The sequence below is a fragment of the Clostridium sp. AUH-JLR23 genome (genome assembly GCF_964238065.1).
GTDB lineage: Bacteria > Bacillota_I > Bacilli_A > Erysipelotrichales > Coprobacillaceae > Allocoprobacillus > Allocoprobacillus merdigallinarum.
Window position 1 is genome coordinate 93,497 of record NZ_CAXSKY010000003.1, and the last position, 26,481, is coordinate 119,977.

25 protein-coding genes are annotated in these 26,481 nt (G+C 32.2%); 22 read left to right on the forward strand and 3 right to left on the reverse strand.

The features are described from left to right. The 17 genes from ACESR5_RS02455 to ACESR5_RS02535 all read left to right on the forward strand — a co-directional run bounded on the left by ACESR5_RS02455 (position 1) and on the right by ACESR5_RS02535 (position 17,120). Positions 1-822, forward strand: coding sequence for a tyrosine-type recombinase/integrase (locus tag ACESR5_RS02455; RefSeq protein WP_373154067.1), 822 nt, complete (start codon positions 1-3; stop codon positions 820-822). A 292-nt stretch (positions 823-1,114) separates the two neighbouring features. Then, entirely contained in the window at positions 1,115-1,510 is a 396-nt protein-coding gene (locus tag ACESR5_RS02460; protein ID WP_373154123.1) for an Rrf2 family transcriptional regulator, read from the forward strand. Positions 1,511-1,538: 28 nt separating this feature from the next. After that, complete coding sequence (locus tag ACESR5_RS02465; RefSeq protein WP_373154068.1) at positions 1,539-5,834, forward strand: hypothetical protein; 4,296 nt, start codon at positions 1,539-1,541, stop codon at positions 5,832-5,834. Beyond that, on the forward strand, positions 5,831-6,109 hold the full coding sequence (locus ACESR5_RS02470) for an LPXTG cell wall anchor domain-containing protein (RefSeq protein WP_373154070.1): 279 nt from the start codon (positions 5,831-5,833) through the stop codon (positions 6,107-6,109). The genes ACESR5_RS02465 and ACESR5_RS02470 overlap by 4 nt, the downstream gene beginning before the upstream one ends. 47 nt (positions 6,110-6,156) lie before the next feature. Continuing rightward, positions 6,157-6,729, forward strand: coding sequence for a hypothetical protein (locus ACESR5_RS02475; RefSeq protein ID WP_373154072.1), 573 nt, complete (start codon positions 6,157-6,159; stop codon positions 6,727-6,729). A gap of 83 nt (positions 6,730-6,812) precedes the next feature. Beyond that, complete coding sequence (locus ACESR5_RS02480) at positions 6,813-7,346, forward strand: hypothetical protein (RefSeq protein WP_373154073.1); 534 nt, start codon at positions 6,813-6,815, stop codon at positions 7,344-7,346. A 143-nt stretch (positions 7,347-7,489) separates the two neighbouring features. Next, entirely contained in the window at positions 7,490-8,062 is a 573-nt protein-coding gene (locus ACESR5_RS02485) for a hypothetical protein (protein WP_373154074.1), read from the forward strand. A gap of 145 nt (positions 8,063-8,207) precedes the next feature. Next, entirely contained in the window at positions 8,208-8,972 is a 765-nt protein-coding gene (locus tag ACESR5_RS02490; RefSeq protein WP_373154076.1) for a hypothetical protein, read from the forward strand. A 1-nt stretch (position 8,973) separates the two neighbouring features. Further along, complete coding sequence (locus tag ACESR5_RS02495; RefSeq protein WP_373154078.1) at positions 8,974-9,714, forward strand: hypothetical protein; 741 nt, start codon at positions 8,974-8,976, stop codon at positions 9,712-9,714. A 1-nt stretch (position 9,715) separates the two neighbouring features. Continuing rightward, positions 9,716-10,504, forward strand: a complete 789-nt coding sequence (locus ACESR5_RS02500; RefSeq protein ID WP_373154079.1) for a hypothetical protein — start codon at positions 9,716-9,718, stop codon at positions 10,502-10,504. A 568-nt stretch (positions 10,505-11,072) separates the two neighbouring features. Beyond that, positions 11,073-11,831, forward strand: coding sequence for a histidinol-phosphatase HisJ family protein (locus ACESR5_RS02505; RefSeq protein WP_373154081.1), 759 nt, complete (start codon positions 11,073-11,075; stop codon positions 11,829-11,831). 160 nt (positions 11,832-11,991) lie between these two features. Next, entirely contained in the window at positions 11,992-12,240 is a 249-nt protein-coding gene (locus ACESR5_RS02510) for a hypothetical protein (RefSeq protein WP_087244459.1), read from the forward strand. A 3-nt stretch (positions 12,241-12,243) separates the two neighbouring features. Then, positions 12,244-13,482: a hypothetical protein gene (locus ACESR5_RS02515; RefSeq protein WP_373154083.1), complete on the forward strand. Its 1,239-nt coding sequence runs from the start codon at positions 12,244-12,246 to the stop codon at positions 13,480-13,482. Further along, entirely contained in the window at positions 13,479-14,378 is a 900-nt protein-coding gene (locus ACESR5_RS02520) for an alpha/beta hydrolase (protein WP_373154084.1), read from the forward strand. The genes ACESR5_RS02515 and ACESR5_RS02520 overlap by 4 nt, the downstream gene beginning before the upstream one ends. 14 nt (positions 14,379-14,392) lie before the next feature. After that, positions 14,393-15,841: a glycoside hydrolase family 1 protein gene (locus ACESR5_RS02525; protein WP_087244462.1), complete on the forward strand. Its 1,449-nt coding sequence runs from the start codon at positions 14,393-14,395 to the stop codon at positions 15,839-15,841. A gap of 135 nt (positions 15,842-15,976) precedes the next feature. Beyond that, positions 15,977-16,432, forward strand: coding sequence for a LytTR family DNA-binding domain-containing protein (locus tag ACESR5_RS02530; protein ID WP_087244463.1), 456 nt, complete (start codon positions 15,977-15,979; stop codon positions 16,430-16,432). A 1-nt stretch (position 16,433) separates the two neighbouring features. Beyond that, positions 16,434-17,120 carry a hypothetical protein gene (locus tag ACESR5_RS02535; RefSeq protein ID WP_373154086.1) on the forward strand — a complete coding sequence of 229 codons (687 nt, stop codon included), beginning with the start codon at positions 16,434-16,436 and terminating at the stop codon, positions 17,118-17,120. 18 nt (positions 17,121-17,138) lie between these two features. Here the strand turns inward: ACESR5_RS02535 and ACESR5_RS02540 are convergent, their stop codons facing one another. Beyond that, entirely contained in the window at positions 17,139-17,954 is an 816-nt protein-coding gene (locus ACESR5_RS02540; RefSeq protein WP_373154087.1) for an HAD family hydrolase, read from the reverse strand. A 112-nt stretch (positions 17,955-18,066) separates the two neighbouring features. Here ACESR5_RS02540 and ACESR5_RS02545 point away from each other — a divergent pair, with 112 nt between their 5' ends. From ACESR5_RS02545 to ACESR5_RS02560, 4 genes are all read left to right on the forward strand, one after another. Next, positions 18,067-18,549 (forward strand): QueT transporter family protein, encoded by a 483-nt coding sequence (locus tag ACESR5_RS02545; protein ID WP_087296928.1) that lies wholly within the window; start codon positions 18,067-18,069, stop codon positions 18,547-18,549. Positions 18,550-18,592: 43 nt separating this feature from the next. Then, positions 18,593-19,741 (forward strand): AI-2E family transporter, encoded by a 1,149-nt coding sequence (locus tag ACESR5_RS02550; RefSeq protein WP_129738418.1) that lies wholly within the window; start codon positions 18,593-18,595, stop codon positions 19,739-19,741. Then, the gene (locus tag ACESR5_RS02555; RefSeq protein ID WP_168082456.1) at positions 19,738-20,025 is read left to right on the forward strand and encodes a DUF1905 domain-containing protein; all 288 of its coding nucleotides are present in this window, start codon (positions 19,738-19,740) and stop codon (positions 20,023-20,025) included. The genes ACESR5_RS02550 and ACESR5_RS02555 overlap by 4 nt, the downstream gene beginning before the upstream one ends. A gap of 78 nt (positions 20,026-20,103) precedes the next feature. Beyond that, positions 20,104-21,549 carry a 6-phospho-beta-glucosidase gene (locus ACESR5_RS02560; RefSeq protein ID WP_373154088.1) on the forward strand — a complete coding sequence of 482 codons (1,446 nt, stop codon included), beginning with the start codon at positions 20,104-20,106 and terminating at the stop codon, positions 21,547-21,549. Between the two features lie 33 nt (positions 21,550-21,582). Here ACESR5_RS02560 and ACESR5_RS02565 read toward each other — a convergent pair whose 3' ends face one another. Then, complete coding sequence (locus tag ACESR5_RS02565; RefSeq protein WP_087244470.1) at positions 21,583-23,340, reverse strand: aminopeptidase P family protein; 1,758 nt, start codon at positions 23,338-23,340, stop codon at positions 21,583-21,585. Positions 23,341-23,628: 288 nt separating this feature from the next. Beyond that, a complete protein-coding gene (locus ACESR5_RS02570; RefSeq protein ID WP_373154090.1) occupies positions 23,629-24,951 on the reverse strand; it encodes an ATP-binding protein in 1,323 nt (440 codons plus the stop codon). A 433-nt stretch (positions 24,952-25,384) separates the two neighbouring features. Here ACESR5_RS02570 and ACESR5_RS02575 point away from each other — a divergent pair, with 433 nt between their 5' ends. After that, the gene (locus ACESR5_RS02575; protein ID WP_373154091.1) at positions 25,385-26,299 is read left to right on the forward strand and encodes a helix-turn-helix domain-containing protein; all 915 of its coding nucleotides are present in this window, start codon (positions 25,385-25,387) and stop codon (positions 26,297-26,299) included. The last annotated feature ends 182 nt before the right edge of the window (positions 26,300-26,481 follow it).

The following is a 26,481-nucleotide window of genomic DNA, read 5'->3' on the forward strand; positions in this document are numbered from 1 at the left end:
ATGAATAAAGAAATGATTGAAAATTTTATAGATTATTTATGTGAAAATGAAAAATGTCAAAATACGATTATTAAATATCAAAGAGATTTATATGTTTTTTTGGAATTTTTGAATGAGAGATCTTTAGAGAAAAAAATTGTAAGAGAATACAAAAATTTTCTAATGAAAAAATATGCACCTAGATCAGTTAATTCTATGCTAACAGCATTAAATTCATTTTTTGATTATATAGAGCGAAGAGATTTAAAAGTAAAAGTATTACGTATTCAAAAGAAAATTTTTATTAATGAAAATAAAAATCTTACAAAGAATGAATATAAACGACTTCTTCATGCAGCTCATGATGATGTAAGATTGCAGCTTATTATGGAAACACTTTGTTCTACTGGTATGCGTGTAAGTGAACTTCAATATATTACTGTTGAAAATTACAAGAGTGGAGAAATTGAAGTATTTAATAAAGGGAAAGAACGTACAATATTTCTTTCTAAGAAATTAATTCAAAAAATGAAAATATATATCCAACAAAAAAAGATTAAAAAAGGTAAAATATTTGTGACAAAGACTGGAAAGCCAATGGATAGAATTAGTATTTGGAGATGTATGAAACAATTATGTCAAAAAGCTCAAGTTCAGTCTAGTAAGGTGTTTCCACATAATTTAAGACGTTTATTTGCTAGATCTTATTATAGTTTAAAAAAAGATTTATCAAAGCTAGCAGACTTATTAGGACATACAAGTATTGAAACAACACGTATTTACATCATGGAGGATAGTAAAAAACATTACAGAGACATTGAAGATATGAATCTCATCATATAAAAAAACAACATAATATAAATTATGTTGTAAAAATGCAGTCATAAAATCTCTTTTTTAATTTCTTTACACTTTCTTTATACATTATTTTTCCAATTTTTGTCAACAAAAAAAGAATTTTTTTGTTGAAAATGTCAAAAAAGTTAAAAAAGTGTACAAAAAAGCAACACGATTATTTCATTTTTTAAAAAATGAAGAGTAATCGTGTTTTTATATACAACATAATTTATATTATGTTGTAAAAAATTTCGATATATTAGCACAGTCATACTGCTCTTTAGAGAGGAGGGAGATTATACAGCTCAATAAATCGACTGACTATGCAATCCGTATTCTATTGCATCTGGCTATGCAGGAAAAGGCACGTAGTACAGGAGAAATAAGTAAAGCAATAAAGATACCAGAAAGAGAAACTTCCTACTTGTTGAAAGAACTAACAGGAAATCAAATTCTAAAAAGTACAAGAGGGAAATTTGGAGGCTATATGTTAGCGAAAAGCCTAGAGCATATCACTATGTATGATGTCATTTCGTGGACTACAAAGGAAATGCATATTAACGCATGTTTGAAGGATGTTAGAGAATGTTCAAGAAATCATACAGAGGTATGCAAGGTAAGGAAGTGCTTTTGTGAATTGCAGGATCTAGTAGAAGCAAGATTGCAGTCAATCACACTTGATCAATTTGTTTAAAATAAAAATAAAGAAAGGAGGCTAAAGTTTGAAAAAGAGAAAAAGATTTATGTCATTAGGATTGTTGACAGCATTGATGTTAGGAATATCTAGTGAAGGAATACAGGCATATGCTATGACTAACCAGAGCATTACGGCAGAGAGTGGATATCGATTATATGCAGATAGTCTGACATCAACATCAGGCATTATCAAAGGAGATGTGACAGAACTTCTTCCTGACTACGAAATTAGCAGTGTCATACTGCCGGATGGGAGCACCGCTTCAGCTGATGAAGTCAGCTATTCCATCACAGGAAGTGGAGACTACAGTTTTGAAGTTATCTATGAGATAATACCGGAAGATAAACAGGCAAAGGTTAATCTGAATCTCCCAACATTACCAACACAGCAGAGTACAGAAAAAGAAAGTATAACGACGGTAACTAAAATAGAAGAAAATGTCGATGTTGAAAACACGAGTGAAACACAGACAGAAGCAAAGTCAATAGACGAAGTAGCCAAGGAAGTACAAGAAGTGAAAAAGAGCGAAAAGTTGACATTGACAGTTACACTACCTGTAGCAGAAGAAAAGGTGCAATCAACTGTAGAACAAAAAAAATCACATAGTGAAGAGGTCGGTCAAGATGTACCTGAAGAAACACAAAGTGCAATTAATAGCATTACAGCAGGTTCAGAATCTATAGAAACACATTCTGATATTAGTACATATGCTATGGATGGGGCCGGATGGGATACTGAGTATGATTTTTACGGATCAAGACTTAATTGGACACGAGAAAGATTTAATACTTATACAACATATTGGGGATCAACAGCTGGTATGAATTATAGTGGAAATAATCAATCTTTAAATACAAATGGTTACACTACTAATTATCGAACTACTAGTAATGGTTATGCTTTAGCAACGAATTCATCAACACCTACGTTCCGTTGGGGATATTATAATCTTCATTATAGTACTTATAATTGGATTCAATACTCTCAAGGATTTTCGGACATTACTGTTAATCTTAGAAAAGATTTTGCTTTGGGAGGAACAATGAAGATAGGTAATGATTTTGGATATTTAGATTCATCTTCTGAAGGAGCAGTAGATGGCTATGCTGGAATTGGTGCAAATAATGGTTTACGAGCTGATGGAGGATTGACAATTTCTTTATTGCCAGCAAATCAACGTGATATTATTATCAAAAATTCAGGAAATGGTTTAAGCGCCGTACAACGTTTAGGAGCCTATGGAGCGTTTCGAAATGCAATAGTTATGGAATATGATGTTGGTCATCAGAATGGTTATTCATCTATTACTGGTAATAATGGTTCAAGTTTTTCTGTTTTGAATCCAAATAATGAGCTTCAGAGAGTAGGAGATTATAAAATGGATATTAGTGATCTGCAAGGATTAGGATTTGGATCAGGAACAAATACGAATTTTTATGAAAAGTATTACTCGCCAAATGTAGCAAGCAATCCACATATTGGAATTTCTGTTACTGGTTCAGATGGCTATGTAAATAGCTCAAGTAATTCGAGTACGCGACGATTTATTTTTGGAAGAGGAAATCTTGATAATAATAATTATAATTTTTATAATTATAAGATTGAATATAAGGTAGCTACAGGAGAAATGTTTTTTGGTTTACGAAGAGCAAATACAGGAACATGGGATTATACTGTAAGATATACACTTCCTGAATCATATCGAAATAAGGATTATTTGGTTGCAACTTCCTTTAGTGCAATATATCAGCATCATACAAGATTTTCAGCTGCAGGGACTAGTGGCTTTTTTAATGGAGCTACTGACGCCAATACAAGTGACATAGGTCGTGGACAAATGGAACTGACAATTCAAGGTGTTTATTCACAACCAAATTTGGATAATCTTACTAATCAGGTTGTTTTTATGAGCGATAATCAAGGTTCATTGAATGAGGGGATTACGTCAATTAAGGCATATAAAAATGGTTATGTTGATGGAAGTGATTCAGAAATTAATAAGAAAAACAAACGTAAATACTTTCCATTAGAAGGGGATAAAATCATTATTCAGAATCAGGCGGATATCAGTGCTCTGTTTAATGAGACGGCAATGACTAATGGAGATATTACATTGACCAACTTGTCCTTTAGAGATCTACAGTTTGTGGATTCAAATGGCACCTCGATTGATGTACCCTCAGCGTTGGATGTTTCCTCTATTGGAGCAATAAATATAAGTTATTACTATTCGGTTAATGGTGGAGCGGACTGGATACCATGCAGTAAGAGTAATAGTCCAAATAGAATAATTTCTAATGGAAATGAACCATTAAGATGGAGAATAGTTATTCAACTTCCTAATACGTTGGATGTAACTGATTATACAAATAAGCAATTCTGGTTTAAAGGTGAAACAGTTATATCAGTTAGTCGTGGTGGTTCAACAGCATCATTTAATCTTCCATGGGTCAAAGAAAACAGTAATAGAGTTACTTTCTTCTCTGATCCAAAAGATGTTAGGGCAAACAATATAGATACAAACACTGCTAGAGTTATTAGTTCTAATGGTACAAACGTTTTGTATGGAAACAAAACAAGTGACAATATAGACGCAGTATCCTATGGATTGAAAGTATGGTATAGCTCTGAACAGGCGGAAGTAAATTACATCCCTAGTGATCAACAAACACAGAGTTATGAATACAAAACTTTTGATCAAATTTTAAGTAATAATGGTAACGCAACATCTGGTGGGAATGTTAACAATTCAAGTATTACGCTTCAAAATAAAGCTCGTTATATCGTAACATATTCTTTATATGATTCCGCGTTTAATGATGAATCAAAGCTTACGACATATACGGGAAATCAAGATAGATCAAAAGCATCAACAAAGCGTGTTATTTGGAAAAGCGATAATGTTTTAGTTCAAAGTGGGTATGAATTCTATCTAGAGCCTAAGGTTGAGTTAAGTCTTGAAGATTTTGAAGGATTTTCAAATAGTAATAATAAAGCTGAATTCTACCGAAAAATTGCAGATGCGGCTAATGTTTCGGTTTTTAAAACAGCAGACGCTAATTGGACAAATCTAGCAAGAACAGGAACGGCAGTAGCAACAACTATCAGTGGAGATGGAAATGATCATCAAAAGATTATAAACTTAATGAATAAGCCAGGAACTACTGATAATATAACTATCCGCTTTCAAAACAATGGAATGACTATTGATAAGACTGTAAAAGTCACATTTTTGTCAGAGCTACCTAAAGTTGTATCTAATGTTGACGATAATTCTATTACTAATGAAACAGCTACTAAAATTATCTTTGATAAAGAAAACTATACAATTAGTGCAACATTCAAGCTTGTAGATAATGATGGTAATACAGTTGATTATTCAAAAATGTTATGGGATGAAATAGAACCAAAAATCAAGGTCGCTCTTTATAAGAAGAATGGATCTGGTGCAACAGGAAGTAAAAATCAATTCTATCGTTGGGCAAATAGAACAACTCCTGATAGCGAAGCGTTGGAAAATAGTACAAACAAGCCGAAATTGACTCTTCCAGTTGAATTAAAAGAAAATATAGATTCTAATGGAAACTTTGATGGTACATTTACAGTTACATATAAATTACTAAACAATGATGGAAGTAGTACATCCACTAACTGGATTCAGAAAACATGGGAAGATGGAGCTCAATGGAAGATTATGGCTTGGACAGACTCTAATCAATCATCAAAGAATTATGCAGATATAAATGATGCAGGAACTGATACTATTAGTCTAAATGATACTAATCAAAATGTCCCATCAGTCACAACAACAATTCGTCTGATTCAGAAGGACGTAGATGGTTCTCTCCCTGAATCTATGTTCACAATCTCAGATGTTAAATTGGTAGATGATGCAAGCAATGATGGACAGTTGGTCAATAAAGATCCTGATACAAAGATTTCAGTCACTCGAATCGCTGGTGCAGATAATAATGCACAGCATGACTACTATTATACAGTAGAGGTTGCAGCTACAAATATAGATGCAACAGATCATCCATATTCAGTATTAACTCAAGCTGGTACAAGCAAAACAATCAATGCGACTTATATGAAATATGATTCAACATTAGGATATACTGATATAACTACTGCAGATAAGGTTCTTGGAAGTATCAGCTATAATCAAGTATCTATAAACGATGAAATCATACCAGCATCAATAAGGTTTGGAATGAAGGCACAGAGACCTGAAAATCTGACAAGTAAGACACAATTTATTGGATATACATCATTCAAGTTTATAAGAAAAGAGATTTCTTCAGGAGGTGCAACTCCATGAGAAAATTGTTGATAGCATTAATGGTTTGTGGATTGACATTGATGCCACATACAACTTATGCATATGCTTCAGGAACAGTCGGTTCAGGAGGAGCGACAGAAGTCAGCTATACAGCATCAAACACTGTGATTACAAATCCAGTAGAAACTGGAAGTATACCAAAAACGGGAGATATGAGTCATGAGATGACAGGAAATTTATTTATGATGAGTGGTGCACTCCTGATTATTATGATTATTCTATATAAAAGAAAAAAAGAAGAGGAATATCAATAGATGTTCCAAAGAGAAAGAAATTAATGATGAAAAGGAGAAGGAAAGAGATGAAAGTAACAAAATTATTGGCATTAGGATTATTAAGCGCAATGACAGTAACATCATTGGCAGGAAACAGCGTATTTGCTGCTGAAGCTGGAGGAGCAACAAACTTTGAATATACTCCAGGACAATCAACAGGACAGAATCCAGATGGAACATTAGCAGATTGGACAGTAGATTATCCAGTAAAGGTTGTATTAAACGATTCAACAGTAAACTATGATTCAGGTATTAATATGCCTTTCACATTATTGAATACAAAAAAAAGTGCTGGTGGAACACAAGATACTTATACTGGAGCTGAAACAGTAACAGTCAAACTAGCAACTCATGCAAACACAGTTGGAAGTACTGGTATCCAAATGAAAGACGGTCAAAATGCTCAGCAAAATGTTGTTATGACATTAGGAAGTGGTGCATCTTCACAATTTAGAACAGATCAAGACACAACAATTGGAACAATGGCAGCAGATCCAGATAATGAATTATCTATCAAAGCATGGCTTACAGATAAAACTGGAGCTGAAGATGGAAAGACATATACACAAACTTTAACTTGGAAATTCTCTGATCAATAGGAGAAAGGAACTGATAAAACATGTTAAAAAAAGTTTTATGCTTTCTAATTGTAGCTGCAACCCTGTTTACAGGTTCTAGTCATATGGTTTTTGCAGCTGAGGGTGGTGGAAGTTCGATAGTTTCTTATTTGCCAGGAAAGTCAACAGGACAGAATCCTGATGGATCTTTGGCAGACTGGACAGTGGACTATCCAGTAAAAGTTGTATTAAATGATTCAAATATATCAAAAGAAACAGGTCAGAAAATGACTTTCTCTTTAGAAGATACAAATAATCCAAACAATTCATATACTGGATCTAGTACTGTTAATCTAAGAGTCAAGAATCATGATGATATTTATAGCAGTAATTTTAGAGGACGTTTGCAGATGAGAGATAACCGAAATAGTCTTCACAATGATGTCTTAATGGTAATAGGACTAGCACAAAGATTTGGTAATATTGATAACATCCAATTTAAAGCAAATAGTACATCTAACAACTATAGTGAGAATTTTGGATCGTTAAGTAGTAATAATAAAACTTGTGTAGGTTATGCGTATCTATATGATAAATCTGGAGCAGTTGATGGAGAAGGCTATTATCAGACAGTAACTTGGAATTTTTCAAGTAATTAGTTATTGATTCAAGTTTATGTGCTGTCTATATCAAATATTAAATTAGGATATAGCATTAGTATGGGAAATAAAGACTTGAATGAGATAAAATAGATATTTTGTCTCAGACATAGAAATTAATGATGAAAAGGAGAAGGAAAGAGATGAAAGTAACAAAATTATTGGCATTAGGATTATTAAGCGCAATGACAGTAACATCATTGGCAGGAAACAGCGTATTTGCTGCTGAAGCTGGAGGAGCAACAAACTTTGAATATACTCCAGGACAATCAACAGGACAGAATCCAGATGGAACATTAGCAGATTGGACAGTAGATTATCCAGTAAAGGTTGTATTAAACGATTCAACAGTAAGCTATGATTCAGGTATTAATATGCCTTTCACATTATTGAATACAAAAAAAAGTGCTGGTGGAACACAAGATACTTATACTGGAGCTGAAACAGTAACAGTCAAACTAGCAACTCATGCAAACACAGTTGGAAGTACTGGTATCCAAATGAAAGACGGTCAAAATGCTCAGCAAAATGTTGTTATGACATTAGGAAGTGGTGCATCTTCACAATTTAGAACAGATCAAGACACAACAATTGGAACAATGGCAGCAGATCCAGATAATGAATTATCTATCAAAGCATGGCTTACAGATAAAACTGGAGCTGAAGATGGAAAGACATATACACAGACTTTAACTTGGAAATTCTCTGATCAATAAGGGAAGAAGTAATATATGAATACAAGGGGTATTATGATATCCCTTGTGATTCATTTATAACCATCCATGTATCATGGATGGTTATAAATGGATAGGAATAATTGAACAGAATAGATGATGATATATAAGAAAGGATGTGTGTAGAATGGCTTTTCATGTTGGAAGTTTTGAGTGTAACAAGGTTTTCAGGGATGATAAAAAACAAGCATGGAACTATATCTCTATAAATGAGATGCAGGAACTCTATCCAAACGGAGGCTATCGTATTCTAGGCGATTTGTCTCCTAAAAATACGGATGACAGTCTTGTCCTTATTGGGGAAGATGGAGAGGAACATTTTCTTCGTCCCTACAGCAGCAAAGAGAACAGTAAGGAGCATGTCGTTGGTTATATTCCACTGGATGAGGAGGATTGCTTTGTCCGTGTTGTCAGGAAGAAACATGGTCGTTTTCTGGCAGTGACCATCCTCTTGTGTTTGCTGCTGACAATCTTCTTTGGAGGACTGTGGCTTGGACAGGCCAACAGACCAGTTGATGATCCTGTCAAGATTGCCAGTGGAGAGATGTCGAATCCCAATCCAGAAAACATTCGTCTTCCCGGAATTACAGAGGTTCATGCGACTGCAGGAAATACACGTGTGCGACAGCTTTTGCTAAATGTGGAAGGGAATGCAGTGAATCTGACTTATACCATTACGCTGACTGATACGGGAGAGGAAATCTATCAGTCAAAGGTTATTGAACCTGGATATGGTGTCAGAGAGTTTGATATGAATCGTAGCTTTGAGTCAGGAGAATATCCTATTACAATTCATGTAGCGTCTTCAGCTATGGATGACTATGATGGTGATACGAGTGCTGCATTCAATGCCGGACAGCTGGATGCCGTGCTGATTGTTGAGGAGGAATAGTATGAGATATGAATATATAAACCCTGAACAGACGGATGGAATGTTCAGAGATGATCATGGTGTTAAGTGGGGGTATGTACGAAAGATTGATGTGTCTCCTGTTGGAGAGGTCAGAAAAAAGAATCGTCTGAATACGGATGATGTACTATATGATGGAGACGAAACATTGGTTGTTGAACCACCGAAAAGAAAGATTGGTTTCTTTGACAAGGTCATAGGCTATCTTCCATGCAGGAATGAGGATGATACGATTGATTATTTGAGAATCATGGGTCGTTCAGTCTCGAAGATTGTGTGTCTGATTCTCATCCTTGTGGCTCTTTTGGGTACATCACTGTATTTTATATTTCAGGCAGCTATGCCGTCTGATGATACACCTATCAAGATAGCAGCTGGCGAGATGTACAATCCCAATCCAGAGAACATTAGGTTGCCAGGAATCACAACGGTGTATGCTGATGTAGGAAGTACGCATGTGGAACAACTACTACTGAACGTTGATGGAAATGCAGTGAATTTGACCTATACGATTACACTGACAGAAACAGGTGAAGAAATCTATCAATCAAAGGTCATTGAACCTGGATATGGAGTTAGAGAATTTAATATGTACAGAACATTTGAAGCTGGAGAGTATCCAATAACCATTCATGTTGCTTCTTCAGCACTGAAAGATGATACAGGAGAAAGCAGTGCAGCATTCAATGCAGGAGAGCTGGAAGCGACACTGATAGTTAGGTAATATGATATATAGATATAGAGAGACAGATGCTAAGGAAGGAAGCAGAGAGACGCATCAGATATATAGAGACAGACAGGGACATGAATGGATACTGGAGAAGAAGAGCAATGATGAAACAGTTGGAGAGATACGACCAGGGAACAATCTTGAGACAAATGACTATGTCATGGATGAGAATTATCGCTTGCATATCACACCTGTTTCAAAGAAAAGAAAGTTCTTTCAGAAATGTAAAGGGTATCTGTCATGCATCAGTGATAATGGTCAGAAATGTAACATAGTTGTATATCAGTACAGCTGGAAGAAGATAATGGCTTTGCTGATGGGGACCTTGCTGATATGTGGAGGTCTTCTCTGGGGAGCAATCAGATGGTATCATTCAACATTACCAACAATCACGAAAGACGATATTGTTATAGTGCAGATGCCAGATAGCTTTGAGAATGTAGAGCAGGGAAGCTATTCGATACCAGACTATACAGAGCTGAGATGGAATCTAAAGAACCCACAGACAGTAACATGGTTGTTCAACGTGGAAGGAAATCCATATGATATCAGCTATAAGATTACCTTAGAAGATGGAAGAGTACTATACGAATCACAGATACTTAAGCCTGGAGAAAGCATTACGGGATTTACACCATACTATCTGCTGAGTGAAGGACGATATAAGTATACGATGGAATGCTATCTGCACGATCAGGAAAATGGGGATATTGTTAATACCCAGGAGATGGAAGGAGTACTAGAGGTCTATGACGAAGCACGAAGTCAAAAAGGACATCTTTGATGATATGTATGTAATTATAAGATGCGAATATATATCAGATCTCAGATATAAACAGTTTGCAGTATTTTATGAACTAAAAAGTATGAATTTGAATGTCTATAGCCATGAAAATCTTGAGGATTTCTCGCAGTATGTTTTTGGCATTGAGTATAATACTCTAAAAAACATGATTGATAAGAAAATAGTGTTTTTTAGAAATAACACCTATAAAAGTGGTAGTTGAAAAGATACAGAAGAATAAAAGCAAGAATTGTTGAATACAAAAGAAGAATATTTAAACAAGAAGTCGTAATGATTTAATTAGTAAAGTCAATCATGAGTCTGAAATATTAAATTTTAGAAGTCTGTTTAAGTTGATTGATTATGAAATGAGTCATGATTGTGATGAAGATAAAATTAAATATGAAATATGATAGCTCTAAAATGGTTTGTAGTTTTTAGAGCTACTTTTATAAAATTATCTATTAATTCAATCTTGCCAGTTTGAATTAAAAATGGAGTTATACAATAATCATAGAAAAATTATAGGCAATACGCTATAATTATCAAGAAAAGGAGCTGAGTCATAGTGAAGAATTATCATACTCATACAAGACGTTGTCAACATGCTATAGATAGTGAAGAAGATTATATTCTATCAGCTATTCAATCTGGTTATACAGAACTTGGATTTAGTGATCATACCCCTTGGATTTATGATTCCTCATTTCATCCAACGATGCGTATGGAAGCCTATGAGATTGATGATTATGTATCAACTTTATTAAAATTAAAGGAAAAATATAAGCATCAAATTTCTATTAAAATAGGATTAGAATGTGAATATTTTGAAAAATATATGGATGGTTTAAGAAACATGTTAAAACAATATCCTATTGATTATATTATTTTAGGTCATCATTATGATGGCAGTGATGAAACAGGCATATATTTTGGACATCCTCTTACAAAATCACAATTATCTCAATATGTTGATAGCTGCATAAAAGCTATGGAAACTGGATTATATAGTTATGTGGCACATCCAGATTTGGCACGTTATGATACATCGGATCCATTCTATAAGCAGGAAATGCTTAGATTATGTATCAAGGCAAAGGAAATGAATTTACCATTAGAATTTAATTTGTTAGGATATAAAACACATCGTCATTATCCTAATGATACTTTTTTCAAAATAGCTAAAGAGGTGGGCAATCGTATCATTATTGGAACAGATGCTCATGAAAGCCAATCTTTACTGGATATGAAAACGTATCATCAGGCCCGACAACATTTAGAAAACTTAGGTTTATCCATAACTGAAGACATAACTTTTTTAAGATAGCTGTGTGAAAAAGAGATGTAGAGAAGATAGAACAGAGCTATCTTTTTATATGAGAAATGATGAAGAAAAGCATCATAAAATGACTTAAAAAAAAGACAGAATTGTCTATAAAAAAGACATATAATCATGTTATAATGATGAATAAGAGGAGTGTTAAAATATGGAACATGTGACAGATATAGATAAAAAGAATTATATAGATGATTGTAAAGAAATTGTAAGAACAACTATTGCTTTGGAAAAAATAGAATTATCAGATCATGAATTAACTTTATTGACTGAAGAAATTATGGATACTTCATTATCTATAGGAGGAGATTTTTCTAAAGAAAATATACGTTACATTGCCGTGCAGTATGTACGTAATCAGTTTTTACCACGTTTTCAAAAAGCTCATAAAGGAGGATAAAATATGACGTTTGATAAAGCAGTCATGGAAAAATTTATGGCTGATCATCAATCACAGTATGTAGGAAAATATCGTTATCATAGTGGCTATCGCACCGAAGAACATACGTTTAAAGTTCATTATTATATGTTGGATCAGAATTTTAGACAAATTGATATTTTTGTTGAAATTCATTGTCAGGATGAAATTACGTATACTTTTTCAGAAGATCTACATGAACAGGAAAAGCTTTATATTGTTAAAGATGCTCTTTCAAGAATACTAGCAAAACTAGGATATAAACGTGTTTTGCATTATTCATTGTATGAAAATTTTATCAAAACAGTATCAAGTGAACTGAATATCTTAGCGCCTATTGATTTCTGTGATATTTTAAGTTATATGAAGTATCATCATGGAATTAACCAACAAACAATGGATGATTTCTATAAAATTTTCTTACCATGTTTAAAGATGAATTTGAAGCATAAGAATTATAAAAACTTTATTGATTCATTGAATCTTTTATTTGAATCTGTGCTATATCAATATGAGTGGGATGGTACCAATTCAAAATATTTAGATACTGAATATCAATATCATCTTTATTATATTAGAAAAATCATACGCATTGTTTATCGCCATTTAGATAAATTTTATAAGAATGTTCCTGATGAACTTTTTAAGGCTATTCGTACACTATGCTTAAATTCACGATTTACATTTGCTATTATGACTGATTTTGGATCAATGGTTTTATCACAATACCATGTGACAAAAGCTATTATAGATACATTTAAAGATGAATTTACATTAATAGAGAAAGATTTTGTATTGGTTGATAAAAAGAAAGATGAAAATCAGGGGAATCTTGTTTTTTCGTATATTTACTATATTTTTTATAGTGATTATGATCATTATTATGAAGTTTTAATGAATGTGTTGCGTAATATTATTCATTATATGTTAACTTTTGCAAATCATGATTTGGATCTGGCATTAGGAAATTCTATTATTCAAGCAGAAGGATATCAGATCTTACTGGATTTATTCCATAGAGATTATAATACCTTTGTCTTTACTTGTTTTCCAATTGAATCTTTCCCAGATAACATGAAACCAAAAGTGAGAGATGAATTGGTGACAGCTATACAGTATTTTGCAGCAAGAATGGACAATGAAAGTTATCGCCTCAGTTCATTTGAACAGGTTACAAATATTAATAGATTATTAATGGATAATTTTAAGGAGTGGTATAAATGAAAAAGAAGGTAGCCATTACAACAGCAGTTGCTTCTACTTTAACAGCTTCTACCCTAACAGCAAGCTTAGCTTTAGCTAATCAGTTTGCTAAAAAGGTATTATATCGTGAACATTTAAATAAAGAAGATCAAGGAAACTGGTATGAAAAAATCAATGCTCAAAAAGTCAAAATACAAAATCATAAAGGTTTATATCTTCAAGCTTATCTGATAGAAAAACCAAATGCGACAAGAACAATTGTTTGTTTGCATGCATTAATGGCATCAGCGAAGTCTTTAACACAGACTGTTGAATATTTAGAAAGCGTTTTTGAAAATGATAATATTTTAATGATTGATGCACATGCTCATGGTTTAAGTGATGGATATATTCGTGGTTTTGGTTATCGTGATGTTTTTGATTTAATGTATTTCAATACGTATTTATTACAGAAGTATGGAGATCAGCATCATTTGATTATGTATGGAAAAGGAATGGGAGCAAATACGATTTTAAATGCTTCTGGACTTGGTAAATTAAAGAATGTAGATTTGATTATCAGTGAAGGAGCTTATGACAATGTTTATCACTATTTGACATTGAAATGTCAAAAAGAGATGAAAGTAACGAAATATTTAGCGGGTATGATGATTAGAAAAGTCGTGAAAGATGAGTTAAAGCTAGATATTAAAAAATTAGATACTGTAGAACTGGTTAAGAAAAATCAGATTCCAACAGTTTATATTCATTCTAAAAATGATCAGGATGTGCCATTCCATATGGTATTTCCATTATATAATCATGATGCTTCTGAGAAATTATTGTTTCCAATCAAAGAAGAACATCTCTATGATTTAAAAGATAAACAGGATTCCTATTCATTATCTCTAATTGAGTTTATGAATGAGAATATATAAAAAGGAGGACTTATATGTATTTTGAAAAATCAAAAGGTTTCCCTCAAGACTTTTTATGGGGAAGTGCATCTGCTGCTTATCAGGTAGAAGGTGGATGGGACGCAGATGGAAAAGGTGTTTCCAATTGGGATAAGTTTGTAAGAATTCCAGGAAAGACTTTTAAAGCAACAACAGGAGATAAAGCTGTTGACCATTATCATCGTTACAAGGAAGATGTCAAATTAATGGCAGAAATGGGATTAAAAACGTATCGTTTCTCTATTGCCTGGACAAGAATCTATCCAAATGGAAATGGTGAAGTGAATGAGGCTGGGCTTCAATTCTATGATAATTTAATTAATGAATTATTAAAATATGGCATTGAACCTATGGTGACAGTTTATCATTGGGATATGCCTCAAGCTTTAGAAGATCAATATCATGGATGGGAAAGTCGTCAGATTGTTGATGATTATGTAAACTATGCAACAACACTTTTCAAAAGATATGGAGATCGTGTTAAATATTGGATTACAATGAACGAACAAAATATCTTTACATCATTTGGATGGTTAAAAGGAATGCATCCACCAGGAAAAGAAAATGATATGAAAACATTCTATCAGGTTAACCATCATGCCAATATGGCACATGCAAAGACAGTTTTGGCTTTAAAAGAAATGTATCCTGACGCCAAAGTAGGAGCTTCATTTGCTTACAGTCCATGTTATGCATATGATAGAAAACCTGAAAATGCGATGGCTAAAGCTGATTATGATGATTTACAAAATTATTGGTGGATGGATATCTATGCTTATGGACGTTATCCAAGAAGTGCTTGGGCATATTTAGAAAGTCAAGGAGTCACTCCACAAATGGAAGATGGCGATGAAGACATTTTGAAAAAAGCTGCTGCATTAGTTGACTTTATGGGTGTCAATTATTATCAGACATGTGTTGCTGAATATAATGATATCAATGGTGTTGGTATGACGAATACAATGAACAACACAGGTGAAAAAGGAACAGCTCAAGTTCAAGGTGTACCAGGATTATATAAGAATCCGGCAAATGATTTCTTGCCAACAACTGACTGGGATTGGACAATAGATCCAATGGGAATCAGAATGTGCTGTCGTGATATTACTTCACGTTATGATTTACCTGTTGTTATTTCTGAAAATGGTTTAGGAGCTTTTGATAAGGTTGAAGATGGACAGGTTCATGATCCATATCGTATTGCTTATTTAAAAGCACATATTGAAGAATTAAAGAAAGCTATTGATGATGGATGTCGAGTTTTGGCTTATTGTACATGGTCATATACAGATTTATTAAGCTGGTTAAATGGATATCAGAAACGTTATGGATTTGTATATGTTGATAGAGAAGAAGATGAAAATTCTGGAACATTGAATAGAATTCCAAAAGATTCTTATTATTGGTATAAAAAAGTCATCGAAACAAACGGTGAAGAATTATAGGATGAAGAAGGTATATATCATTTCATGATACATACCTTTTTTTGACCACTTACTTTGACATATGAACCACTTAGGCTAGGAGTATTTACTTTTTGGTATTTCTTATTATAGTAAAGATATCAAAGGAGATTAGATATGAAAGTCAAAATAGAAATAGATGAGAGTTTACAGGAAGAAGAAGTGGTTATTAAAGCTCCATCTTTGAATGAAAAAGTGCAACGCATACAAGAAGTGATTCATGATATGTCTAAAAGTTCAAAAACAATGATTTTTTATAAAGGTCAAGTAGAATATTATTTATCATTGGACGATATTTTATTTTTTGAAACCAGTGATCATCATATTCATGCCCATACCAAAAATGATATGTATCAGATTAAATATAAACTGTATGAACTTGAAGAAATGTTACCAGGAAATTTTATGAGAATATCAAAGTCGACTATTTTGAATGTCAAGAAAATATATGCTATTCATAAAACAATATCTAGTCCATGTCTTATTGAATTTGAAGATACACATAAGCAAGTGTATGTATCTAGACATTATTATAAACCACTAAAAATAAGATTAGAGGAAAAGAGGTTATAAGATGAAAAAAAGTAAAATGTTTTGGGGTGTTTTGTTTATTGCTTTGGCAGTCTTATTGATTGTGACACAATTAGGTCTTGTGAATATACATATGAGTATATGGACTTTATTACTGACAGTTTTTTTTGGTGTATCTGCTTTATCTAGTTTATTACATAAACGTGCAACAGGATTCTTGTTTTCAATAGCGTTTTTAATCATCATTTATGATGAGCCACTTGGTTTAGAAGCCATTACGCCTTGGACAGTCTTAATAGCTGCCTTATTAGCAAGTATAGGTTGTCATATATTATTTCCATCATCAAAAAAACATACCCATTACGCACAGGATATTCAAGATAAAAAAACTGTAAAAGATGGGCATGTTGATATTAAAGAAAGCTTTGGAAGCTGTATTCGTTATATTGACTCACAAAATATGGAATATATAACCATTACCAATAGAGCAGGAATGATGAAGATTTATTTTGATCAGGCTGATATAAAAGGACAGGAGATCAATTGTTATCTTTATATGAGCTGTGCCATGTTAGAACTTTATATTCCAAAGACATGGAAAGTGAAGAATTGTACAGATAGTGTACTATCATATATTGATATGGAAATGTTTGATCATAATATTGTTGAACATACAATGATTTTAAAAGGAAAAATAAATTTATCTGAAGTGAAGATTATCTATGTATAGCTATAATGTGAAATCATATTATAGCTTTTGATATGTCTTTTTTAAAAATTGAGCAACCCCATCTTGATCATTGGAAGGGATGATTTGAGTAGCAATCGCTTTTAATTTTTCATGTGCATTATCTACTGCATAAGCTTCATTCGCTAATTGAAACATTTCTATATCATTTTCGCCATCTCCAAAAACAACAAGACGATCATAATGATAAATATGTTTTAATTGTTCAATAGCATGTGCTTTAGATGTCCCATGAGGCATAATTTCAAGCCATTGTTGATTTGTATAAATATCTTTTTGGAATAAACAATGATATTGTTTTTGATAATATTCATAAAACGGTTTAAGCTTATCTGTTTCATCAATCAATGTGACATAAAAAATTTGACCAACATAAAAGTCTTTGGGATGATGGATGATTCTGATACGTGGATCACCTTTTCTAGACTCAATAAATTCAAGCATTCCAGGTGTGCATTTTTCTGGAATAAAAGAAAATTTTTCTTCACCGTCAATAAACGCATAGACAATAGGATAAAGATGATTGTTTAAAAAATGATCTAAAAGCAGATGAATATCTTCTTGGAAACAATGTGATAATAAGATCTCACCTGATACATTATCTCTCACACATGCACCATTATAAACAATTAAAGGAAAAGGCGCCTGTAATCCTTGTGTGACTTTCTTAGCTGTCTGATAAGATCTGGCAGTTGCATAAGAAAATAACATGCCATCACTAACAAGCTGATTGATTGTCTGGATGGTAAAGGGAGATAATGTCTGATTGGAATTTAATAGTGTACCATCTAAATCAGAAACATAAAGCGTTGTCATAATGATTCCTCCTATCTTTAAATATAGTTTAATTAATGGAAGAATAAATGAAAAGCTTTTTTTAAAGAAATATAAAAATATGGTATAATGAATAAAGAAGTGAGGTTGAGATATGAAAAGAAAAATACAAATAGTTGCGATAAATGCAATGATAGCCTGTATATATGCTGTTTTCACTTTGGTATGTTCTGCTTTTTCTTATGGTGCAATTCAGTTAAGATTATCCGAAATATTGATTTTCTTAGCTTTTTATAATCGTCGCTATATTCCGGGATTACTTGTAGGATGCATGTTGGCTAATGCGTTTTCTCCATTGGGCATTTATGATGTTATATTTGGTACGCTAGCATCACTTATAACTTGTCTATCATTGACAATGATTTCTAACTTATTTCTAGGAGCTTTTTTAGGTGCTTTGTTTAATGGGATTATTGTTGGTGCAGAGTTATATTTTTTATTGGATTTACCATTTTTTATAAATGCTATGTATGTGTTTATAGGAGAATTGATTGTATTATTGATAGGTGTCTTTGTGTTTAAATTCTTAGAAAAGAATCCATCTTTGATGCAAAAATATATTATGGAAGATAAATAAAGAGTTCATAATGACAATATAAAATAAAAATGAGGTGATTGATTTGAAAACATCCATAAAAGTACGTGATTTGACATTAAAAAATATATTCATTATTTTGAGTTATACCGCTTTACTTGTTTTAGGAGTGATTTATTTTGAAAGTATTTTTCAATATTTGGGGGAATTATTAAATATTATTCAACCATTTATTATAGGTTTTATTCTGGCTTTTATCTTTAATATTCCAATGAAGTTCTTTGAAAAGAAACTAGCTATACAAAATAAGAAAAAACGTAGAGTTGTTTCAGCGATTTTATCAGTGTTACTTATTTTATTAGTATTATTACTTGTTGTTATGGTTGTTGTGCCACAAGTTATAGAAAATGTAAGAACATTAATAGATAATTTACCTAGTATTTTTGCGCAGGCTGAAAAATGGTTGAATTATGTGTTTGAAGAAATTCGTTTATCACCAGATCTTCTTGATAAAATCAATGAATTTCAAACACGTTTTGCTCAAACATTCATTTCTACTTTAACGGCTTGGGCACCTAATATTGCTTCAGGTGTTTCCCATATCACAACAAGTGTCATTAATATTTTTATGGGATTTGTCATGGCTATCTATATGATTTTCTCTAAAGATAAACTAATCAGACAGGTGAAGAAATTTGCACATGCTTTATTTAACGATCAACATTATCAGTATATCAGCGAAGTTGTCAAATTAACAGGAACAACTTTTGAAAATTTCTTGGCTGGACAATTAACAGAATCAATTATTATTGGCGTATTGTGTTATATTGGTTGTATGATTTTAGATATTCCTTATGCGTCTATTGCGGCTATTGTCATTGGTTTTACAAATATTATTCCATATTTTGGGCCTATTATTGGGGCGGTGATATCTTCAGTGTTAATATTATTTGTATCACCTGTGAAAGCATTGATTTTCCTTGTTTTCAGTACCCTATTACAACAGTTTGAATCCAATTTAATCTATCCACATGTTGTAGGAAATTCAGTTGGTTTATCAGCTTTATGGGTGTTATTTGCAGTCAGTGTTGGTGGGGGATTGTTTGGTATACCAGGAATGGTTTTTGGATTACCAACTTTCTCAGTTATTTATGAGTTATTGAGAAGATGGACGAATTATCGTTTAGAAGTGAAAAGAAATTTAGCCAAAAAACAAGAGGAGATTGTTGAATGAGTCACTTATTTGAATTTGATGCCATGATTCATAAAGTAGAGGATCGAGATGGTGCTTATGTGATTTGTCCCTATGATATAAGACAATTATATGGAAAAGGAAGAATGAAAGTTCATGTCACATTTGATGGTGTTCCCTATGATGGAAGTATTGTCAATATGGGAGTGAAAGATGAATATGGTCAAATCTGTTATATTATTGGGATGTTGAAATCTATTAGAAAACAATTAAACAAGCAACCTGGTGATTCTGTTCATGTGGTGGTTGAAAAGAGAGAAAAATAATCTTTTATTATATGAAATATTCTTTTTTCAAAACTGTTTTGTAGTATAATAAAAAATAGAAATGGAGGTAATTAAAAAATGGGATTTAGAAAAGATTTTTTATGGGGTGGAGCGATTGCTGCCCATCAAGCTGAAGGAGCATGGAATGAAGGAGGAAAAGGTGTTAGTATTGCTGATGTGATGACAGCAGGATCTAATGGTGTTGCAAGAAGAATTACAAATGGTGTTATTGATGGTGAAGATTATCCAAATCATGTGGGTATTGATTTCTATCATCATTATAAAGAAGATTTAGCTTTAATGGCAGAGATGGGATTTAAAGCTTTTAGAACTTCTATCGCATGGACAAGAATTTTTCCAAATGGTGATGATGAACAACCTAATGAAGAAGGATTAAAATTCTATGATGATTTATTTGATGAAATGCATCGTTTAGGAATTGAACCAATTGTGACTTTATCACACTTTGAAATGCCATATCATTTAGCTGAAAAGTATAATGGGTTTATGGATCGTAGATGTATTGATTTCTTTGTGAAATATGCCAAAGTTTGTTTTGAAAGATATAAAGGAAAAGTTAAATATTGGATGACTTTTAATGAAATCAATAATCAGGCTGAGTTAATATCAATGGGAGCACATCATCTTGCTCAAGAAGGTGCAGTTCTTGTTAAAGAAGGTGACGATATTGAATATATGATGTATAAATCAGCACATCACGAATTAGTTGCCAGTGCATTGGCAGTGAAAGCGGCACATGAAATTGATCCCGATGCAAAAGTTGGATGTATGATTGGTATGAATGGTGTTTATCCAGCAACATGCAATCCTGAAGATGTTTTAAATGCACAACAAGCAATGCATCAAAAATATTGGTATGTAGAAGTTCATGCAAGAGGACATTATCCTAAACACTTATTAAAGAAATTTGAAAGAAAAGGATATGATAACTTTATCTTACCAGAAGATGAAAAAGCATTGGCTGAAGGATGTGTAGATTATATAGGATTCTCTTATTATATGAGCTATGCGACAAAATATACTGGAAGATTTGGTCGTTCATTTGATTTCTCTGAAGAAGACTATGTCAGAAATACATACTTAAAAGCTAGTGATTGGGGATGGCAAATTGATCCCGTTGGTTTAAGATGGTGTCTCAACTGGTTTAATGATCGTTTTGAACTTCCTATGATGATTGTTGAAAATGGTTTTGGAGCTTATGATAAATATATTGATGATAATGATGAATATGTTGTAGATGATCAATATCGTATTGATTATTTAGCTGCTCATATTGCAGCAATGAAAGAAGCTGTTGATTATGATGGTGTTGATTTATTAGGATATACGATGTGGGCACCAATTGATATTGTTTCAGCTTCTACAGGTGAATATGATAAACGTTATGGATTTATCTATGTCAATTATAATAATGCACATGAAGGAGATTTTTCAAGAGCTAAGAAGAAATCATTCTATTGGTATAAACATGTGATTGAAACAAATGGAGAAGATTTAGATTAGAAGAAAACACAGGTCAAAATGTGACCTGTGTTTTTAAATGGTTTTTGTATATTCTTTTAACCATTGTTTTTCTTCATCATTTAAATATGGAGAAATTTTTTCATAAACTTCTAGATGATAGTGGTTAAGCCAGTTCTTTTCTTTTTGACTTAACATATTGACATCAATAGCATCTAAATCAATAGGTACAAATGTTAATGGTTCAAAATGTAAGAATTGTCCATATTCATTTTCATGACCTTTGACACATAATAATTCATTTTCAATACGAATACCATATTGTCCTTCTAAATAAATACCTGGTTCATCAGTAATATTCATTCCTGGTTCTAAAGTAATGTTTTCTGATAAACTACGTAGTTTATAACGGAAACCTTGAGGTCCTTCATGAACGTTTAATAAATGACCAACACCGTGTCCAGTACCGCATTGATAATCAATATCTTCATCCCACATTGGTCCTCTGGCTAGAATATCTAGACTTTGTCCTGTACATCCATGTAAGAAATGTGCATTTTGTAAGGCTAACATCCCTTGTAAGACCATAGTAAAATGTTTCTTTTGGATATCTGTAATCTGTCCTAATACGAATGTTCTTGTAATATCTGTTGTTCCATCCATATATTGTCCACCACTGTCAATCAATAGCATGCCATCTTGATCAATCTTTGTAAATTGTGTAGATGTTGGATGATAATGCATTAAAGCGGCATTGTCTTTCCAAGCGCAAATTGTTGTAAAGCTTGGTTCAATAAATAAATCCTGCTGTTGTCTCAATTCTAAGACTTTATCAGAAACACTCATCTCATCCATATCAATTTTTCCATAATTATTTTTTAACCAATACATGAATTTTGTCATGGCAACACCATCTTTGATATGAGCATGTTTTGAATTTTCAATTTCAACTTCGTTTTTAATAGCCTTCAACATTTGAGATGGATTCATTTTGTCAACAATTTCACAGTTTAAGCATTGGAATAAAGCATAATTAATATGATTGGTACTGAGTAAAACACGACCTTTTAATTCCTGAGCATCTTGATAAATATCCTGATAATCTTTCACAAGGACATTTTCTTGTTGTAATGCTTTTACCATATCTAAGTCATAACTTCCTTTTTGAAGGTATAAATATGACTGATCCAATGTAATTAAAGCAAACGCTAAGACAGTTGGAGAACATGGAATATCATTTCCTCTGATATTAAAAATCCAAGCTATATCATCAAGTGTTGTTATTAAATGTGATTGACAGTTATGATCTTTCATGTAGTCTAAAATCTTTTCAATCTTTTTATGAGTTGATAATCCATGATATTGAATATCATAAAGAAACGCTTTTTCACATGATCTTTGAGGTCTATCTTTCCAAAATTCCTGCATAAGATCAACACACTCTATTTGATAGTCATCAATTTTAAGCTGTTTTTTCAAATCAAGAATAAATTGACAAGCCATTGTTTGACCATCAAAAGCAATCTTATCATGTTCTTGAATATGCTGGATAAGAAATTCTAATAGTGTAGGGACACCTTTTTGTCCCATTTTCATTAATGTAATACCTTCGTATAATTCCTTAGCTGCCTGAATGAAATAACGCCCATCAGTCCAAAGATAAGCTTCATCTTGCATCACAAGTAATGTTCCAGCACTACCAGTAAAGCCACTTAAATAAGCACGTGCCTGATAATAGTCACCTACAGTTTCAGACTGATGATCATCATCAGTAGGAACAATATAAAATTGAATATTTTTATCTTTTAATAATTGTTGAAAATCCTTTATCATTATGAACACCCCTATAATACTTTAGCACAATCTTTACATTTTGTAAGTAAAAATGTGTTAAAAAAAGATAGTAATCCTTATTTGTGATTTCTCGTTGATAAAAAATGAGGCCAGTCATCTATAAAATGATTTTCCTTGAGCCTTTATAAAAGCATGAATAGAGAAAATTCAAGACATGAAGAAAGTGAGTGACCTGTTTATGAGGAAATCTCGTATAAAAAATCTAACCATAGAAAATCTGTTGGTTAGATTTGCTTTTTTATATATTGAAAGTTAATTGTATATCTTTTATTTGAGTAATACAGGTTTTTCTTTGTTGAGAACAAATTCTAATGTGTAGAGAGGGTAATAGCACACAATTTGAGAATTTTCGCCAATATTTTTTTGAGAAAATTTAAAAGCGAATGAAGGTTTATACGTCTTAATAAAATTATGAAATGATGTTGATACAGTGTTACGAGATGATTTCACTTCAATAGGGGTAACATTGCCCTGATAATAAATGACAAAATCAATTTCCTGAGATTGAGATGGTTCAAAGTAATAGGAATCTTTCTTTTTGGAGTGAAGAATCTGTGCAATAACATTTTCATATAAAGCACCCTTGAAATGCCCTAAATTTCCACTGATGAATGCTTTGATGACAGCCTCATCAAATTGGGACACAAGAAGACCGGTATCAGCCATATAGACTTTAAATATATTCGGTTCCTTATTGATTTCTAATGGAATCTCTGGAGTTTTCAATCTATATGTTTTGATAATAAGTCCACTGTCTTTCAACCAATCAAGACTGGATTCATAATAGCGAGCATTTCCACCTTTTTTAATGAGCTTATATTGAAACTTTTTATTTTCTTTAGCTAACTGAAGTGGAATAGAATCATAACATTCTCTTGCTTTTATTCTTTCAGAACCATGAGCATATTTAAGCATATCGTTTCTATAATCATCGACGATTTGTCTTTGAATAAGTAGTGCTTCTCTGTATGATTTTGTTTGAAAATAGGTTTGAACAACTTCAGGCATACCACCGATAATGATATAGTCCTTAAAGAACTGATTAAATTTTTCATGAATGCTAATAGGAATAGGCTTGTTGTTTTCAATAGATTGATAAATTGTATCTATAATAGATGGATTAACTCCCATAGCATCTACGAATTCTAAAAAAGTCAGGGGATACATATCCCATGTTTCAACGTAACCAACTGGGAAAGACGAACTTGATGCTACTGCAACACCAAGCATACTTCCAGAGCAAATAATATCACAAGGAAAATCTTCAGACAGGAATTTCAAAGCTGTGAAAGCATCTCCACATGCTTGAATTTCATCTAAGAACAGCAAAGTATCATTATCAAATTGAATATCCATATATGTTAATTCAAAGTATTGCAGTAAATCATGAGCAGTTTTTGTCTGTTTGAAAAGTTCTTGAAATTCATGATCTCTTTCAAAATTGATTTCAACCAGATTTTTGTAGTTGTTTTTGGCAAATTCTCTGATGATATAAGTCTTACCGACTTGACGAGCTCCTTTAATAATGAGCGGTTTTTTCACTTTTTTGTTTTTCCATTCTATTAAATCATTATAGATTATTCTTTTCATAACTATCACCATCCATACATAGTATATCATTTGAATAGAGAAAAATACATAAAATAGATAAAAAAGTTATAAAAAAATGCAAAATAATTTTTATTTCATATTAAAAAAATGCAAAATGCATAATTTATTATATTAAAAATATGTAATATCTATGCATTAGGTGTAGGTAAGTATCAAATAAAAGAATCTATGGTAGATTTATTAACTATAATAGGACAGTTAGATGATAATAAAAAGAATACATCTTTGATAATTTGAAGACTTATTTTTTTAATCTATAAGAGTTTGAAGCAATCTTTACATTTTTGTAAGTCAAAATATGTTAAAATAAAGTAGCAACCCTTATTTGCAACTTCTAGTTGACAAAAAACAACTCTAGGTTGGTGGTTTATAGAGCTGATTTTGACTATGCTTAAGACAAGAGGTGAGATATATGAGTTTTGGAGAAAAGTTACAACAATTAAGAAAAGAAAAAGGTTTATCTCAGGAAGATTTAGCCTATCAATTAAATGTATCAAGACAGGCAGTCAGTAAATGGGAATCACAAAATGGATATCCAGAGATGGAAAAGATGATTTTAATAAGCAAATTGTTTCAAGTGAGTTTAGATTATTTATTAAAAGAAGATTATGATGATTCTTTTCAAAAAACAGATACTTCTTATTATTTAATGTCAAAACAAAAAATAGACGACTATATACAAATCAAAAAAAGTTTTGCATTAAAAATGGCATTATCTGTATCATTCATGATTTTGGGACTTCTCATTCCTATTTTATGTTCAAATACACCTTATGAAACATGGAGTGGTTTTGGCTTCTTAATCATTATTGGTATAAGTATTTTTGTCATCATGGTAGCTGCTCTTTCTAAAAATCCATATCAGAATATTGAAGATCAGGAAATAAAAATGAGTTTTAGTGATTTACAAGAGTTACAGGAACAATATCAACAATTTCACTCTCATTTGACTTTAGCTATTGCTGGTAGTGTTTTATTGATTATTGTTTCACTTGCATGTGTGGCGTTATTAACAGAAACACATTTTGCCAACTCACAATGGATACCTGCTCAATTTATGTTATGTGTTGCGATTGCTGTTTTCTTCTTTATTTATTATGGAATTTTAGATGGTGTGTATAAATTCCTTGTTCATAATAAAGAGTATGTTAAAGATAAACAAATTCAAAAGCAGCAAAGTAGTATTTTTGGAATCACAATGCCTCTAGCAGCTATGCTATATTGTGTGATGGGATTGACATGGAACTGGTGGCATCCAGGATGGATTATTTTTCCAATCACTGCTTTTATTTCATTAGGTATTGATTATTTGATTCATCGTAAGTAAAGAAGATGTAAGTCCAATGTCATTCAGTCCTTAACTTAATGACATTGCTGAATGGCTCCTTCTCTTTTGATGATGCGGTGAGCTGGCAGAAAGGATGGGAAGAAAACGAGTAGCAATTGAAAACGAATTGCAATCCCCGGTTCCTCTTGATATAATAATGGTTAGATATTACTAACTCATTT